A 14,470-nucleotide genomic window follows, 5' to 3' on the forward strand; every position below is an offset into this window, starting at 1 on the left:
TTTGACATGCTTTTGAGCGGTGCAGACCGCTCTTTTTTCGTTTTCTCCCAACAACTTTAATTTGGCAATATCCACGACACGTTTCGATTACTGCTCTACAAAGACGCCATCAATTGCGCTCGAGTCGGTAACGCCGTCATCGCCCCTTTCTGTGTGGTGGCTAACGCGCCGCAATGATTCCCCCAAATGACCGCTTGTAGAATCGTCGGCTGATGCTGCCACTCTGGATGTTGCGATAGCTTCGCCAATAGTCCACTCACAAACGCGTCACCAGCACCGGTCGTATCGACGACGTTTGCTTCTGTTACGCGAACCTGATGTTGTTTGCCGTTAAAGATCGCGAGCGAGCCTTGTTTTCCAAGCGTGATTAGCACCAAGGGAATATCCAACGAGCGTAGCGCCGCAATGCCGGTTTCCAACGTGTCAGTTTCGGTAAGGAAAAGTAGCTCTTCTTCGGAGAACTTAACAACATCTGCTTGCGCGACCGCTTGCATCACCACTTCTCGAATCTGCTCTGGCTCTGCCCAGACTTCTTCCCGCAGGTTTGGATCGAAGCTGACAAAACCACCTGCATTTTTTATCGCTGCAGCCGCCGCTAGAGTCGTGCCTCGGCTTGGTTCGTTGGCCAGAGCAATCGAGCAAAAGTGTAGCCACTCACCCTTAGCAAAAGTCGGAACATCTTGTGGTTGGGTGAACTGATCGGCACTGGGTTTGACCATAAAGGTAAAAGTACGCTCGCCGAACATGTCCAAATCAACCAAAACAGTTGAAGTTCGGTGATCGTCATCTAGTGTCAAATAACTAGTTTCGACATTTTCTTTGTTGAGCACTTTTTGCATAAAGCGACCAAATGGGTCGTTGCCGACACGACCAAAGAATCCACATTCTCCACCAAGGCGAGCAATCCCAACCGCAACATTGGCTGGTGCGCCGCCAGGGCATTTTAAGTAGGTGTTGTAGCTCTCTGGGATAAGGTCGACGACCGCGTCTCCGGTTAACCAAACTTTGCTCATCATCTGCATCCTTATATTGTATTGTTTGACGGAACATGCCCATCACGGGTGGATGAATGGCGCCAGAGTGATAGTGTGCTCTGGCGCGCAGCGCTATTCTCTAACCTCGCTTAATTGGGTTGTAAAAGCGAGTTAATAAGAACGAAGTTGCGAAAGCACTGGCAATGACACACAAGTAGCCGAACACTGCCGTCAAAGAATGCGAATAGAGTAGCACGCCCGGTAAGAAGGTAATGCCCATGCCTGTTGCGCTGATGCCAAGTACGTAAGTCAAGAATCCGCCGACTGCACCGCCAACCATACCGAACATAAACACTTTGCCGTACTGTAAGTTTACACCGAACAGTAGTGGCTCGGTAATACCAAACAGTGTCGACATAGACGCGCCGTAAGCGTTACCTTTTTTCACCTTATCTTTCAGTAGCGTCGCAACCGCAATCGCTGCACCAAACTGACCAGCCATAGAAGCCGTCGCCAGTGGCTGAATTGGGTTCACGCCAGTTTCGTTCAATAGACCGATTTCAATCACACCGAGTGCGTGGTGCAGACCGGTAATAACAATCATCTGCTGCACCGCACCAAACAGAATGTAACCAATGCCCATCGGTAGCTCTAACGCCATGCGAACCAGTGAGGTACAGCCGTGTTCAATAGTCTGCAAAATTGGACCAAAGCCAAATAGGATGACAAACACCGCGATAGTGATGGTCAGAAACGGCGTGAACACCAAATCCATGCTCGCAGGAATAAAGCGGCGTAGATTGCGCTCTAGATAAGCGACAAACCAACCAGCAAAAATTGCAGGCAGTACTGTGCCTTGATAGCCGACGAGTGGGAAGTCGAAACCAAACAGTTTCACCATCATCGGCTCGGCAGCTCCGTTGGCGACCGCCCAAGCGTTAGGCAGTTGCGGTGCTACCATCATCAAACCGACCACGATTGCGATGATCGTATTACCACCAAATTTCTTTGCCGCAGAGAAGGCGATTAAAACGGGTAAGAAGGCAAAGGCCGTATCGGTAAGCATGCTAAACAGTGCAAGGGTTTCAGCGGAAAACTGTGCGCCTGAATGGAGCAGCATGCCGCGTAGACCCATCAACAGACCAGTCGTTACCAGCGCCGGGATAAGCGGAATAAGGATATCCGCCAGTGTACGCACGAGTTTCTGGCTAAGGGTCATATCGGCAAACGCATCTTGTTTGAAGTCTTTTGACTCAAACTCGCCGCCTAGTGCTTTTTTCAGGATCTCGTACACGTGAGAGACTTTACCCGTACCGATGATAAATTGGTGCTGGCCTGATTGATAAAAGTAACCACTGATCTGCTCAATGTTTTTGGCTTTTTCACTGTTTACTTTGTCGTTGTCTTTAAGAATCAAACGTAGACGGGTCGCGCAGTGCTCAGCATTGCGGATATTGTCTACACCTCCGATACTGTCGAGTATCTCGTTGACGGTTGCTTGATAGTTCATTCTGTTCACCACTTATTATTTTGTTAGGTACTGTAAGTTGATGTTGAGTTCGGTATTGTCGGTTGAAGAAAGGTGGAGTCGATGTTCGACGTCTTCCGGGAAAAACAAACAGGTGAAAACGTCTCGACCGTCATTGATGTATATTTCGATGATGCTCTCATCGCAGATCAATGAAACCGTGTTGATGTCGTAATCTGTTTCTAATTCGCGTGTTGAACCAAAGCACCAGTCTTCGGCATGGTGCTCGTAGTTTGTTCGGAATAACGAGATGTGATTGTCATTCACAACCAAGTTAACCGAGCGGTTGTTTTCATTGACCAGCGCAACTTCGAAGTTGCGGCTGCCTTGTTCAAGCTTTAGGTTAAGTGCAAAAGACAGGCTGTCTAAGTCAATACACTGTTCACCGTTTAGATGCAGCGACTCGCCTTGTACTGCGAGCACTTTCTCGAACAGTTTTTCCGGATACTGATGTAAGCGCTGTTGTTTGACCGATAAACGTCTCGGTAAGGTTAAACAGTGAATCCAGCCGTAATCCATACTTGGTAGTTCTTCATCTGTGCCTGCCCAAGCGATTAAGGTCGGCTTGTCCGGTGAGTTCGCCAGAGTTTGCGGCGCGTAGAAGTCAAAGCCGCGGTCGAGTTCATCCCAATGCTCAACTTTGAAGCTTAAGTTGTCGAAGTCGACCGTGCCTAAGCAGTAGACGACGTTAAACTTGTTATGGAAGCGGAATTCTTGTGGCTCCACGCCTTGCGGTGAGAAGATCAGCACGTCTTGGTCGTCTACCTTGAGTAAGTCTGGACACTCAAACATGTAGGCAGAAAAAAACGGCGCGTCAATCTCGATATTGAGCTCACCTTGGAACTCCCATTTTGTTAGGTCGAACGACTTGTACACGATAATGCAGCCTTTCATGTCCGCCTCGCGCTGCGCCCCAAGCAGCATGAAATAACGACCGCCGTTTTTTAGCACTTTAGGATCTCGTACGTGCCCGGTGTACCCTTTTGGCACCGACTGAATTACCGGGTTGCCTGCATATTTGACCACGCTGTTGTCGGAGGAGAGAAGCGCTAAACATTGGTTCGCATCTCGGTCGGATTCGAGCTTTATGTTACCGGTGTAAAATAGGTACGCTTGGTCATCTTCAACGATTGCCGCTCCTGAGTAGGCACCGTGTGATTCATAGCTCTCTGTTGGGGTGATTTTCGCCCCATGCTCTTGCCAGTGAATTAAATCGGATGACGTCAAGTGCATCCAATGCTTCATGCCATGGAAAGTATCGAATGGAAACCACTGATAAAACAGATGGTATTGATGGTTGTAATAGCAGAAACCGTTAGGATCATTGAGCAACCCATGCGGCGGTGTAATATGAAATTTAGGTCTGTATTTTGAGTTGGTTTTGATCTTTTCAAAATTACGCACATCGCGTTCTGTCGCTAAGTCGATCGTTTTGTATTTTAAATTTTCCACGTTACGCCACCTGAGTTCGTTGCCTGTGAAAATCATAGTGAGACTGCAAAACGGAGAAAACCGCGTGGCAAGTTTATTTATCGATTTGTCGATAAAAACGGTTAAATATGCAGCGCTCTGTGATGTAACACTAAATCTTGTTACATGATTTGCGATACCATTTAGTCTCAACCAAAACTGGGACGGTAAACGGTATGACAATTAGAGATGTAGCCAAGCAAGCGGGCGTATCGATCGCCACCGTCTCAAGGGTTTTGAACGGCAGTGATAAGGTTTCTCCTGAAGCCAAACAGGCGGTTGAGCAGGCTATGACGGTGCTTAACTATCAGAAGCCCGCCGTCAAACGGCGTAAGCCGACCAAGCTGTTTGCTGTGATTGTGCGTAACATGACTAACCCATTTTTCGCCCAGTTGGTTGATGTGTTGGAAGAAGAGGCTTACAAACATGGTCGCAGCATCTTGCTGTTTAACAGTCGCAATAATTTGCAACTGGAGAAGACCTTCTTGTCTGAGTGCGTTAACCACAAAGTCGACGGAGTGTTTTTGATTCCGCGCTCTTTAAAGCCTCAGCATTTAGCCGAGCTGGACGCGCTTCCTTTTCCCGTGGTGTTACTCACTGCAACCAGCGAGCAAACCGCGAGTATCGGTACCAATCATCGTCATGGCGGTGAGCTGGTGGCCAAGTATTTTGTTGAGCAGGGTTATCACCGGATTGGTTTTATTGGCGCGAGTGACAAGCTGTCTGACCGCTTTATCGGCTTTACGCGTGAGCTAGAAAGGTTAGGGCGGGATCTACCAGAACAACGAGTGCTCGCCCCTTATACCTCTAAGTCTTTACAGGCATTTATTTCGCGTGAGATTGCAGATCGAGACGCTCAGCTGGAAGCCGTCTTTTGTTCGGATGATATCTGTGCCAGTCACTTGTACAACGCGATGAAAACGATGGAGATAGAGTGGAGAAAGCAGGTTGAAGTGGTCGGGTTTGACGACACCTTTATCGCTCAGTCGCTGGGCTTTTCCAGTGTTCGTCAACCGATGAAACAAATCGCGCTACTTGGGTTTGATAAGATGATTTCCGCATTGCAAGAAGGTGAAATGGAACAATCGCCAACTTTGTTGGAGCCGACATTAGTCGTTCGCCATGCTCCGGCGATAACCGCCCTTGAGCGCGCACCAGAAATTCTGCGCAGCGAATAGACCATTAAAGAGCAGTACATTTGAGGTCGGAGATGGCGAGTTAAGGTTTCAACCTTATACTCGCCACTTCGTACTTTCTGTTTGCACACCCTCGAAAGCCAATTCAAGAGCGTGTTTTTTGGCTCTATAGCTTAAAGAAACCTAACAGCTCTTTTTGTCTTTCGGCTAAAGACGCCAGTTCTTCGCTCGCTTTTTGGCTTTGTTGTATGCCCGCAACGTTCTGATGAACTAGATCGAAGGTCAGCGAGACATTTTGCGAGATATCTTGAGTGACGCCCGATTGCTCTTCTGAGGCAGTCGCCACTTGTGTGTTCATATCTGAAATAAGCTGAACTGAGTTAGTGATCGAAGAGAACGCGGATCTGAGCTGCTTACTGTAGTTGCTCGATTCTTCGGTCAACACAAGGTTCGACTGCATAAAGTCACTTGCATCATTCGCTTGCGATTGCAGTTTGGAAATGATCTCTTGAATATCGATCGTAGACTGCTGAGTTTTGGCGGCAAGTGAGCGTACTTCGTCTGCAACCACCGCAAATCCGCGTCCTTGCTCACCAGCGCGCGCCGCTTCTATCGCCGCATTGAGTGCCAGTAAATTGGTTTGCTCTGAGATAGAGTTGATCACTTCCACCACTGTGCCAATTTCAACCGAGTACTCTTGTAACTGATTGACAATACGCGATGTTTCGTCAACTGAACTGATGACTTTTTGCGTGATTTTGTCGGTTGAATCAAGCGCGTTGGCGCCATCTTTCACTTGCAAAGTCGCGTCACCCGCGGCGTTTTCCGCATTGGCGGCGTTTTGGCTAACTTCGCTAGCGGTGCTCGATAGTTCGTTGATCGCAGTAGCAATTTGCTCCATCTGACTAAGCTCTTGTCGCGCATTGCTCTCGGTATCATTCATCACGGCGGTTAGCTCGACCGATGCCGATGAAACATTGTCGGAGATTTGGTGGAATCCATCTATGATTCGACGTAGCTCTTGTCGCATGTTGAGGATGTTGGCGTAAATCCCCGTTTCCTTGCCATTGGTGGCAATTTGACTCGAGAGATCACCGGATGAAACCTGTTCGACGATCGTCTGGATCGAGCTTGGCTCACCACCAACGGTTTTGATAACGCTGCGGTAGATCTGATAAGCAATCACCAACGCAGATAACACAACGAAAGCGGCGAGAAAGACCAGCAAAAACTGCGTGGTGTTAAAGCGCTCGATCATGATTGGACCCAGCGTGTCCTGATTGGTTTTAATCGCGAGTTTTAGTTCTTCAATGGAAACCGCCATCGAAGCGCCCAACACGTCTAGAGTGCCCGAGATAATCTCGTTGCGTTGATTAATGGTATCTAAAATTTGTTTAAAAGTGGTTTGATAGGTATCAAACGCCACAGACAGCTCGTTAAGGTCTGCGCTGTAGCTAGACGCGGTGAGTTGTGAGCTTATCAATTTCTCTTGCTGTCGAGCCAACTCAAACTTGCTAGCGGCTTTTTCTGCGTCAGCTTGAGCATTAGTGGTTAAAAAGCTCGAAACGTAGCGTTGGCTAAATAAGAGGTGGAGCTGTAGCTGGTTGGTATCGACGACTGCTTCAAAATCATCATTTGCTATCGCGTCATTGACAATGTTGGTGAGCGCTTGGTTCATCGTCACTCTTGAGGGGGTGAGCAGTTCATCGACCAATCGATTTCTCTCGTCGACCAATCCGGTCACATTGTTGAAACCTTGCTGGTATTGATGAAGTTGCTCCGAAACGGAAGTTAGTGCGGATTTCTGCGCGTCATCCAGTTGGTTGCCTTTCGCTTCATCGATCAGTTGTTGAGAGGCAGAAGTGCGTTGAGTAAATCTCTCAATTTCGCTCGTCTGGTTAGTACGAATGTATTTCAGTGCGGCCAATCGTGCTTCGAGGATGTTTGCCTGTACTCGCCCAATCGCAACGCTAGTTAAGGCGAGTCCTCGGTAAGTTTGAAACCCTTCATTTGACTGATAGAAACGCCACGATGAGATAACCGAAATGGTGAGAATCAGGGCGAGAATCGCTCCAAACCCCATGGTTAGTAGTTTTTTAAGACTCATAATCGCTCCCCGGAAAACTAGCTACGAGTAAATGTGTTAACTGATTATTGTTATGTGATTCGTGTTTATTGGTATTTTTGTTAGTTTAGATGCTGTACGCTACGTTGATGGTTTTATTTATAACAGTTTGGGTAAGACGTGAACTAATCTCGTGTTTTTACAATAGGTTAAAGCGATTGTTGGCGGTTCGTGGTAACACTAGATAGAGGCGCCTTTTCCTCGGGTAAGGAAGAGGGTATGCGGCAGGGCAGGGTTCAGGCTTATTGCACGTTGGATGCAGCTCGCCTGAAACCGAGAATTGCAATAGAAATAGCGAGTTATTTAATCGAGCTCTTCAGGCTCAGCTTCTTCTTGTAACTCAAGCAGGTTGATCGCGATGGTGACGAAGTCGCTGTCAGTGATGATGCCAACCAAGTGGTCTTTCTCTACCACAGGTAAACAGCCCACTTTGTGTTTTTGCATGTACAAAGCGCTCTCTTTTAGCCCCGCTTGTGGCGCAACTGACATGACACCCGTTTTCATCACATCTTGTAGCGGCGTATTCAGCGTGTAAGAGCTGCTTTCTGGTAGCTTTTGCAAACTCGACTCTTGCGCAGCAAGTACATCACGGTGAGAAACCACGCCAAGCAGCCTTTTTTCTGCGTCGACAATCGGCACGTGGCGAATGTCGAATTCTTGCATTATGTTCTTGGCATCGGCGAGATTATTGGAGCGAAGCAGCGTGTGAGGATTACGCGTCATCATGTCTTCGACCTTAATCATGGCAGCCTCCTGAGTTATTATCTTGTCCTCTTTTAATATAGTAATTTTTACTCATAGAGTTTGAGAGCTGAGCAGGTTTTTGTTACTAGATGCGAAATATTTACCGTATATTTGACCTTGCTGAATATCTTGCCATGACGCGATACGATTTTACGTTTTTTAAGTACTTGGATTACAATAATTCACATCTCTTTTCTTGCTATTGCTACGGTCCGACATATACTAGTCGGCTGCGAAAAAACGCGCTTTATTCCCGATAGAGACCACAGTAAAAGATTAGGCACATGCAAGTATCAGATTTCCACTTTGACCTGCCAGACGAACTCATTGCTCGTTACCCTCAACCTGAGCGTACCGCGAGCCGATTGCTGCAACTTGACGGCAATACAGGCGAGTTAGTTGACGGCACCTTCACTGACGTATTGAGTCAAGTACAGCCTGGAGACTTGGTTGTCTTTAACAACACTCGAGTGATCCCTGCGCGTATGTTTGGTCGCAAAGAGTCAGGTGGCAAACTGGAAGTGCTGGTTGAACGCATGCTGGATGACAAGAGCATCCTTGCGCACGTACGCTGCTCAAAATCGCCAAAGCCGGGTTCGACCATCATTGTTGGTGACAACGATGAGTACTCAGCTGAGATGGTGGCTCGCCATGATGCGCTGTTTGAACTTAAGTTCAACGCAGGGAAAACAGTACTGGAAATTTTGGAAGAGATCGGCCACATGCCGCTTCCTCCATATATCGATCGTCCGGATGAAGACGCCGATAAAGAGCGTTACCAAACGGTATACAACCAGAAGCCAGGTGCAGTTGCGGCGCCGACAGCAGGTCTGCACTTTGATGACGTTCTTTTAGAACAGATCAAAGCAAAAGGTGCTGAATTCGCTTATGTTACGTTGCACGTTGGTGCAGGTACCTTCCAGCCAGTGAAAGTTGACAATATCGACGACCACCACATGCATGCGGAATACGTCGAAGTACCGCAAGAGGTTGTGGATGCTATTAATACGACCAAACAGCGCGGCGGCCGCATTATCGCCGTCGGTACGACGTCAGTACGTTCACTGGAAAGTGCCGCGCAAGACGCGTTGAAGAAAGGTACTGAACTGAAGCCATTCTTTGGGGATACCGAGATCTTTATCTTCCCGGGTTACGAGTACCAATTGGTGGATTGTTTGATTACCAATTTCCATTTGCCAGAATCGACGCTGATCATGCTCGTGAGCGCATTCGCTGGATACGAGAACACCATGAATGCTTACAAGCATGCGGTGGAAAATAAATACCGTTTCTTCTCATATGGCGATTCAATGTTCATCAAGAAGAAAACGGCATAGTTAAAAATAGATTTACGAGTGCTAGCAGTAAGCTAGGAAGCAAAGCGGAAGCGCCGCTTTGTCTCTCGCACGGAAAAGCGACCGCTCCTTAAAGTAGGGTTAAGCCCTAAACACATCGTCAGACTGTTTCTCTGACAATCGGAGGCTTCGTGAAGTTAAAATTTGAACTGAAGAAAAAAGATGGTGTTGCACGTCGTGGTCAACTGACTTTTGAACGTGGCACTGTTCAAACACCGGCGTTCATGCCAGTGGGTACTTACGGTACCGTTAAAGGTATGACACCAGAAGAAGTAAAAGGCACGGGTGCTGAGATTCTTCTTGGTAACACATTCCACCTATGGCTACGTCCTGGTCAAGAAGTGATGAAAATGCACGGTGACCTGCACGATTTTATGAACTGGCAAGGTCCTATCTTGACCGATTCAGGCGGTTTCCAAGTATTCAGCTTAGGTAAAATGCGTACTATCACAGAGCAAGGTGTGCATTTCCGCAACCCTGTGAACGGTGACAAGATTTTCATGGACGCTGAAAAGTCGATGGAAATTCAAAAAGACCTAGGTTCAGACATCGTAATGATCTTCGACGAGTGTACGCCATACCCAGCGACACACGACGAAGCAAAGAAATCGATGGAAATGTCACTACGTTGGGCACAACGTTCTCGCGACCACTTCGATAAACTAGAAAACCCGAACAACCTATTTGGTATCGTTCAAGGTGGTGTTTACGAAGACCTGCGTGATGTGTCGGTTAAAGGTCTGACTGAAATCGGCTTTGACGGTTACGCAGTGGGTGGTCTGGCAGTTGGTGAACCAAAAGAAGACATGCACCGTATCCTAGAGCACACTTGTCCTCAACTTCCAGAAGACAAGCCGCGCTACTTGATGGGGGTAGGTAAACCTGAAGACTTGGTCGAAGGTGTTCGCCGCGGTATCGATATGTTCGACTGTGTAATGCCAACACGTAACGCGCGTAATGGTCACCTGTTTGTGACTGGTGGTGTGATCAAGATCCGTAATGCGAAACATAAAACCGATACGACGCCACTAGATCCACACTGTGACTGTTACACTTGTCAAAACTACAGCAAGTCGTACTTGCACCACCTAGAGCGTTGTAACGAAATTCTGGGTGCGCGTTTGAATACTATCCATAACTTACGCTACTACCAGCGTCTGATGGAAAGCATCCGCAAGGCGATTGACGAAGACCGTTTCGAACAGTTCGTTGAAGAGTTCTATGCTCGTCGTGACCGAGAAGTGCCACCACTAGCAAAAGAACAATAGTAGATTTAAAGCCTTTGGTATTTTGCCAAAGGCTTTTGCTAATAAATTAGGCAGACGCGCGTGATTTTTGAGAGTGTGATCTCTAATAAAAACACTCTCTCTTGATTCTCAATCGCGAAAGCCCCATTTGGATTATTAATAATAAAATAATGAGGACGTTTTAATGTTTATCTCTCAAGCTCATGCAGCAGCAGAAGGCGCACCAGCAGGTGGCGGTTTTGAAATGATTATCATGCTAGGTATGTTTGCGGTGATCTTCTACTTCATGATCTACCGTCCACAAGCTAAGCGTGTAAAAGAGCACAAAAACCTAATGGCTTCTATGGGCAAAGGTGACGAAGTTCTAACTAGCGGTGGTCTAGTTGGTAAAATCACTAAGATCGCAGAAGACAACGACTTCATCACTATCGAGCTGAACACCAACAACGAAGTAGTGATCAAGAAAGACTTCGTTACTGCAGTGCTACCAAAGGGTACGCTGAAGTCTCTATAAAACAGCTAAAGGATCCTCGCTGTGTTAAACCGCTATCCATTGTGGAAGTACTTGATGGTGGTGTTTACCATTGCCATTGCAGCATTGTATGCACTTCCGAACATTTACGGTGAAGATCCGGCTATTCAAGTTACAGGGGCGCGTGGCGCCTCTGTAGATATGTCAACGCTGGATACTGTCACTCAAGCTCTCAATAAGCAGGGCTTATCTCATAAATCCATTGCTCTTGAAAATGGATCCATTCTTGTTCGTTTCAACGACACTGATACTCAGATTAGTGCCCGCGACATTATTAACGAAGCTCTAGGTCGCGACACTATCGTTGCGCTGAACCTAGCACCTTCTACTCCTGACTGGCTTGAGTCTATTGGCGCTGCGCCAATGAAACTTGGCCTTGACCTACGTGGTGGTGTTCACTTCTTGATGGAAGTGGATATGGACGCTGCGATGGAAAAACTGGTTGGTCAGCAAGAAGAAGCCTTCCGTAGTGAACTGCGTGAAGAGAAGATTCGTTATCGCTCGATTCGTCCGTCAGGCAAAGACGCTGTTGAAGTGGTGCTTCGTAACGAAGAGCAACTTGCGCAAGCGAAAAGCGTACTGGAAAAAAATCATCCAGATATGCTGTTTACAGAAACGGGTTCAGATAGCCGTTTCGCGCTGAAAGCATCGTTTACCGAGCAACGTCTAACTGAAATTCGTAACTACGCGGTTGAGCAGAACATCACGATTCTACGTAACCGTGTGAACGAATTGGGTGTTGCCGAACCTTTGGTTCAACGTCAGGGCGCAAGCCGTATTGTTGTTGAACTACCTGGCGTTCAGGACACGGCTCGTGCGAAAGAAATTCTTGGTGCAACCGCAACGCTTGAATTCCGCGAAGTTGACTCAAAAGCCGATCTTTCTGCTGCTGCCAGTGGCCGCGCGCCAGCGGGTAGCGAAATTAAGCTAGACCGCGATGGCCGCCCAGTGGTACTGAAAAAGCGTGTCATTCTTGGTGGTTCTAGCATCACGGATGCAAGCTCAAGTGTTGATGAATACGGCCGTCCACAGGTAAATATTTCGCTAGATAGCGAAGGTGGCAGCAAGATGTCAGCATTCTCTAAGAAGAATATTGGCAAGCTAATGGCTACGGTATTTGCCGAGTACAAAGACAGTGGTCGTCGTACTCCTGAAGGTAAAGTGATTCTGACTAAGCACGAAGAAGTGATTAACCAAGCGACGATTCAGTCAGCGCTTGGCCGCAACTTCCGTATCACAGGTATCGACTCTGCAGCAGAAGCGCACAACCTAGCACTGCTACTTCGTGCGGGTGCATTGATTGCGCCGATTTCGATTGTAGAAGAGCGCACCATTGGTCCATCTATGGGTCAACAGAATATCGATATGGGTATTCAGGCGTGTATCTGGGGTATGGTGGCAGTTATGCTGTTCACTCTGCTTTACTACCGTAAGTTTGGTTTTATCGCCAACATGGCGTTGATGGCGAACCTAGTGTTAATCATCGGTGTGATGTCGATGATCCCAGGCGCGACAATGACGCTACCGGGTATTGCGGGTATCGTTTTGACGGTCGGTATGGCGGTCGATGCCAACGTACTGATCTTCGAGCGTATTCGTGAAGAGCTGCGTGACGGACGTAATCCGCAACAAGCGATTCACCAAGGTTACGCGAACGCGTTCAGCACTATCGCCGATGCGAACATCACCACCCTTATCACAGCGATTATTCTATTCGCTGTCGGTACAGGTGCGATCAAAGGCTTCGCGGTAACGTTGTCTATCGGTATCTTAACTTCTATGTTTACAGCCATTATTGGTACACGTTGTGTCGTGAACCTGCTTTATGGCGGAAAACGTGTAAACAAACTGTCGATCTAAGGCTGGGAATTAGTCATGTTTCAAATTCTAAAAGCAGAAAAAACGATCGACTTTATGCGTTGGTCGAAAGTCGCGTTCGTATTGTCTCTTGTGATGATCGGTGCGGCTATCTTCACACTTTCTACCAAATGGTTGAACTGGGGTCTGGATTTTACCGGTGGTACGCTGATCGAAGTTGGCTTTGAACAGCCTGCGAACCTAGAGCGAATCCGCTCATCACTAGAAGCGGAAGGCTTTGGTGATGCGACGGTACAGAATTTTGGTTCAGCGCGTGAGGTTATGGTTCGTCTTCGTCCTCGTGAAGATATTGCTGGTGAAACGCTGGGTAACCAGATCATCGCTGCTATCAAACAAGGTACGGGCGAAAACGTAGAAATGCGTCGTATCGAGTTCGTTGGTCCAAACGTTGGTGACGAGCTAACAGAAGCGGGCGGTCTTGCGATTCTCGTTTCTCTGATCTGTATTCTTATCTACGTATCGGTTCGATTCGAGTGGCGCTTAGCCGCGGGTGCGGTATTAGCACTGGCGCACGACGTTATCATCACTTTGGGTATCTTCTCTTTGATGCAAATCGAAGTGGACTTAACCATCGTTGCGGCACTGTTGACGGTTGTCGGTTACTCGCTCAACGATACCATCGTTGTCTTCGACCGTATCCGTGAAAATTTCCGTAAGATGCGTAAAGGTGAGCCAGCAGAAATCATGAACAACTCAATCACTCAAACATTGAGCCGTACATTGATCACCTCTGCGACCACTTTATTCGTAGTTATTGCGCTGTTTACTCAAGGCGGTGCGATGATTCACGGTTTTGCGACCGCGCTTCTACTGGGTATCACAGTGGGTACTTACTCTTCGATCTACGTGGCTTCGGCACTGGCTCTGAAACTGGGTATTACCAAAGAACATTTGATGCCACCTCAAGTAGATAAAGAAGGTGCAGAATTCGACGAGATGCCTTAAGCCTCGTTCATCTGATACAAAGCCGCTGCCTGTCAGCGGCTTTGTTTTATCTGAAGCACAACCATGTCGCCAATACACTACACTCATTGTGAGCAGCACAAAATGTGCGCGCGAGTAACAAGTTAATACACAGTAAACAAGACATCATAGTTTAACTTGGTATCATAGCTCGACAGATAAAAAAGGAAGCAAGTTATGCCGCATTTACGTTTTCGAGCTGTAGAACCACAGACGGTTCAGCCGTTGTCTAAATCTCTGATTGATGTTCTTCAGCCTTTGATGGACTGTCCACGCGAAGATTTCACCTTCGAATATGTTTACACCACCTTTTACCATGAAGGCGAAGTAAGTCCGGCTTATCCATTTGTTGAAGTGCTATGGTTCGACCGTGGGCAAGAGACGCAAGATAAAGTCGCTAAGCTTATCACTCAGCAAGTGCGCGGAATGATCGGCGAAGATGTCGATGTTGCGGTTATTTTCACCGCCCTTAACGCGACCAGCTACTATGATAATGGCGAACATTATTAATTAGGACT

At 47.5% G+C, this 14,470-nt stretch carries 12 protein-coding genes; 7 read left to right on the forward strand and 5 right to left on the reverse strand.

Annotated elements, in window-relative coordinates:
• Positions 1 to 95: 95 nt before the first annotated feature.
• From HCZ42_RS07130 to HCZ42_RS07140, 3 genes are all read right to left on the reverse strand, one after another.
• A complete protein-coding gene (locus HCZ42_RS07130) occupies positions 96 to 1,013 on the reverse strand; it encodes an aminoimidazole riboside kinase (protein ID WP_167420162.1) in 918 nt (305 codons plus the stop codon).
• A 100-nt stretch (positions 1,014 to 1,113) separates the two neighbouring features.
• Positions 1,114 to 2,484: a PTS transporter subunit EIIC gene (locus HCZ42_RS07135; protein WP_167420042.1), complete on the reverse strand. Its 1,371-nt coding sequence runs from the start codon at positions 2,482 to 2,484 to the stop codon at positions 1,114 to 1,116.
• A 15-nt stretch (positions 2,485 to 2,499) separates the two neighbouring features.
• On the reverse strand, positions 2,500 to 3,954 hold the full coding sequence (locus HCZ42_RS07140; protein WP_167420043.1) for a glycoside hydrolase family 32 protein: 1,455 nt from the start codon (positions 3,952 to 3,954) through the stop codon (positions 2,500 to 2,502).
• 194 nt (positions 3,955 to 4,148) lie between these two features.
• On the opposite strand from HCZ42_RS07140, the gene HCZ42_RS07145 reads away from it, so the two are divergent.
• A complete protein-coding gene (locus HCZ42_RS07145; RefSeq protein ID WP_167420044.1) occupies positions 4,149 to 5,150 on the forward strand; it encodes a LacI family DNA-binding transcriptional regulator in 1,002 nt (333 codons plus the stop codon).
• Between the two features lie 124 nt (positions 5,151 to 5,274).
• Here HCZ42_RS07145 and HCZ42_RS07150 read toward each other — a convergent pair whose 3' ends face one another.
• On the reverse strand, positions 5,275 to 7,215 hold the full coding sequence (locus tag HCZ42_RS07150) for a HAMP domain-containing methyl-accepting chemotaxis protein (RefSeq protein ID WP_167420045.1): 1,941 nt from the start codon (positions 7,213 to 7,215) through the stop codon (positions 5,275 to 5,277).
• 321 nt (positions 7,216 to 7,536) lie between these two features.
• The gene (locus HCZ42_RS07155; RefSeq protein WP_167420046.1) at positions 7,537 to 7,977 is read right to left on the reverse strand and encodes a CBS domain-containing protein; all 441 of its coding nucleotides are present in this window, start codon (positions 7,975 to 7,977) and stop codon (positions 7,537 to 7,539) included.
• A 284-nt stretch (positions 7,978 to 8,261) separates the two neighbouring features.
• Between HCZ42_RS07155 and queA the strand changes: the two genes are divergently transcribed.
• From queA to HCZ42_RS07185, 6 genes are all read left to right on the forward strand, one after another.
• A complete protein-coding gene (queA, locus tag HCZ42_RS07160) occupies positions 8,262 to 9,314 on the forward strand; it encodes a tRNA preQ1(34) S-adenosylmethionine ribosyltransferase-isomerase QueA (RefSeq protein ID WP_167420047.1) in 1,053 nt (350 codons plus the stop codon).
• Between the two features lie 149 nt (positions 9,315 to 9,463).
• Entirely contained in the window at positions 9,464 to 10,600 is a 1,137-nt protein-coding gene (tgt, locus tag HCZ42_RS07165) for a tRNA guanosine(34) transglycosylase Tgt (protein ID WP_167420048.1), read from the forward strand.
• Between the two features lie 163 nt (positions 10,601 to 10,763).
• Positions 10,764 to 11,093, forward strand: a complete 330-nt coding sequence (gene yajC, locus HCZ42_RS07170; protein ID WP_053409666.1) for a preprotein translocase subunit YajC — start codon at positions 10,764 to 10,766, stop codon at positions 11,091 to 11,093.
• Between the two features lie 21 nt (positions 11,094 to 11,114).
• Positions 11,115 to 12,971: a protein translocase subunit SecD gene (secD, locus tag HCZ42_RS07175; protein ID WP_167420049.1), complete on the forward strand. Its 1,857-nt coding sequence runs from the start codon at positions 11,115 to 11,117 to the stop codon at positions 12,969 to 12,971.
• Positions 12,972 to 12,986: 15 nt separating this feature from the next.
• Complete coding sequence (secF, locus tag HCZ42_RS07180) at positions 12,987 to 13,934, forward strand: protein translocase subunit SecF (RefSeq protein ID WP_167420050.1); 948 nt, start codon at positions 12,987 to 12,989, stop codon at positions 13,932 to 13,934.
• A 195-nt stretch (positions 13,935 to 14,129) separates the two neighbouring features.
• Complete coding sequence (locus HCZ42_RS07185; RefSeq protein ID WP_167420051.1) at positions 14,130 to 14,462, forward strand: DUF1904 domain-containing protein; 333 nt, start codon at positions 14,130 to 14,132, stop codon at positions 14,460 to 14,462.
• Positions 14,463 to 14,470 lie beyond the last annotated feature (8 nt).

Source organism: Vibrio hepatarius (assembly GCF_011806575.1).
Classification (GTDB): Bacteria; Pseudomonadota; Gammaproteobacteria; order Enterobacterales; family Vibrionaceae; genus Vibrio; species Vibrio hepatarius_A.